This window comes from Parvibaculum sp. (assembly GCF_049672805.1).
In the GTDB taxonomy this organism is placed as follows: domain Bacteria; phylum Pseudomonadota; class Alphaproteobacteria; order Parvibaculales; family Parvibaculaceae; genus Parvibaculum.
Genome location: NZ_JBATWS010000047.1, coordinates 1 through 2,198, shown reverse-complemented (window position 1 = coordinate 2,198; position 2,198 = coordinate 1). Strand labels below are relative to the sequence as shown.

The following is a 2,198-nucleotide window of genomic DNA, read 5'->3' as shown; positions in this document are numbered from 1 at the left end:
CCTTCGCGATGATCTTCGGCATCGTTGTCGGCACCTATTCGTCGATCTATGTCGCCGCGCCCGTGCTGATGGCCATTGGCATCAAGCGCGACACATGGGGCGGTGCGCCTGTCGCGAAGGAAAAGGCAGAAGGTAAGGCCTGAGGCGGTGGCCGGGACACCGCGTTTCGAAGGGCAGCCGCCAATCGACGCTTATGGCGATGGCGGCTTTCGGCTGGAGCGGCAGCGTTTCGAGGGCTCGATCATCGTGACACCCAGGGGGCTTTTTCCCTGGGGCATCACGCGTATTGAGGACGCAAATGCAACTTCTCTCACGCCGCTTGTTGATGTCATTGGCGAGTTTGATTTTCTGATCATCGGCACCGGTCCTATCACCGAGCCGTTGCCGCGCGAGGCGCGCAAATGGCTGGAATCACAAGCAATATTTCCCGACATCATGGGAACACCGGCTGCGTGCCGGACCTATAATCTGATGCTTTCCGAGAATCGCCGGGTCGCCGCTGCGATGATCGCAGTGGATTGAAAAGCTATCTCCAGCCTTGGCTTTTTGCCGGGAAACCCATAGCTTTCTCACAGCTTGCGACACTGAGTCGCGTGGCAGTTGGACATGCCGACCGGGCTTGCGGGTGGCGCGTCCTGCCATGTCATACCGGCCGCGGCGGCGGCGAACGGCAATCAGGGGGAGAACTCCATGGCTAGCATTCTCACTTCACTGAGAAACACGGTCATCACCGGTTTCGTGCTCGCAGCAATTCTGCTGCTCATGTATCTCAACTGGAATGACTGGGACGGCGCGGCGCTGGGCCATGCGTTCTGGGCATTCATTTTCCGCTGGCTCCATGTCATCAGCGGTGTCATGTGGATCGGCCTGCTCTGGTATTTCAACTTCGTGCAAATCCCGAACATGCCGAAGATCCCGGATGAGCAGAAGCCGGCTATCGGCAAGGTGATCGCGCCTGCGGCGCTCTTCTGGTTCCGCTGGGGTGCGATGTCCACCATCGTCACCGGCATCATTCTCGCCATGATGAACGGCTATCTCGTCGAAGCTTACACGCTTGGCGCTGTTGAAGGCTTTGCTGTTCCGAAGAACACGGCCATCGGCATCGGCATGTGGCTCGGGACGATCATGTGGTTCAACGTCTGGTTCGTGATCTGGCCGAACCAGAAAGTGGCGCTCGGCATTATCGATGCACCGGCAGACAAGAAGCCTGCCGCTGCGCGCACGGCGATGCTCTTCTCGCGCGTGAACACGATGCTCTCGGTTCCGATGCTCTTTTCCATGGTATCGGCGCAGAACATCTTCTGATCTCCGGGCGCAAGCCGGGTAGAATGCGGGGCCGCCTCATTGGCGGCCCCGTTTGTTTGGAGGCGTGAGGATGAGTGTGAGCGATGATGGGAAAAGCATGGCGACCTGTCTCTCTGAATTGCGGGAGAAGGACCATGATCGTTTCCTGACGCTCTTTTTTGCGCCCTCCGCCGCGCGGCCGGCGCTGACTGCGCTTTATGCTTTCAATCTCGAAATTGCGCGCATTCCCGCACTCGTGACCGAGCCGATGATGGGTCATATCCGCCTGCAATGGTGGCGCGAGGTGGTGGAAGGGCTGTCGCAGGGCGAGACACGCGGTCATGCCGCCGCCGTTGCCTTGCATGAGGCGGGGAATGTGCCGCCTGACCGGTTGCAGGTGCTGATTGATGCGCGGGAGCGAGATCTTTCTGACGAGCCATTCCCTGACATGGCGGCGCTTGAGGCTTACGCGGATGAGACATCTTCCGCGCTGATGAGAATTGCGGCCTTCATTCTCGGTGGCGCGGAAAAGGAGGCTGCGTCAGAAGCGGCGCTCCGCCATGCGGGTATTGCCTATGCACTGACGGGCATTCTGCGGGCGCTGCCTGTTCATGCCTCGCAGGGGCGGATGCTGTTGCCGGGTGATATCATCCTTGAACGGAATGTCGATCCGCATGATGTCTTTACCGGCAAGCTGACAGAAGGGCTGACGCTCGCCATTGCTGATATTGCTGCGCAGGCGAGGGAGCATCTCGCCTCGGCGCGTCGTGCGCCGTTCGACAGGGCGGTTCTTCCGGCGCTGCTGCCAGCCGTATTTTGCGAGCGCTATCTGGATATGATGACGGCCCCGTGCTTCGATCCGTTCAAGGTGCCGGTCGAGGTGCCTGCCTTTCGGCGGCAGCTTCGTCTCATGG

4 protein-coding genes are annotated in these 2,198 nt (G+C 59.9%); all 4 read left to right on the top strand.

The window, feature by feature from the left end:
- Nucleotides 1-8 precede the first annotated feature (8 nt).
- A complete protein-coding gene (locus WBF74_RS01510) occupies nt 9-143 on the top strand; it encodes a hypothetical protein (RefSeq protein WP_424434136.1) in 135 nt (44 codons plus the stop codon).
- Between the two features lie 4 nt (nt 144-147).
- Complete coding sequence (locus WBF74_RS01505; protein WP_424434134.1) at nt 148-522, top strand: Mth938-like domain-containing protein; 375 nt, start codon at nt 148-150, stop codon at nt 520-522.
- Nucleotides 523-690: 168 nt separating this feature from the next.
- Entirely contained in the window at nt 691-1,305 is a 615-nt protein-coding gene (locus WBF74_RS01500) for a urate hydroxylase PuuD (protein ID WP_424434132.1), read from the top strand.
- 70 nt (nt 1,306-1,375) lie between these two features.
- Nucleotides 1,376-2,198, top strand: an 823-nt coding sequence (locus WBF74_RS01495) for a phytoene/squalene synthase family protein (RefSeq protein WP_424434130.1), incomplete at its 3' end; no start/stop codon positions are given.

Excerpts from the sequence above, each read along its gene's own strand:
- WBF74_RS01510 (WP_424434136.1), top strand. The coding sequence starts at position 9 with ATGATCTTCGGCATCGTTGTCGGCACCTATTCGTCGATCTATGTCGCC.
- WBF74_RS01500 (WP_424434132.1), top strand. The coding sequence starts at position 691 with ATGGCTAGCATTCTCACTTCACTGAGAAACACGGTCATCACCGGTTTC.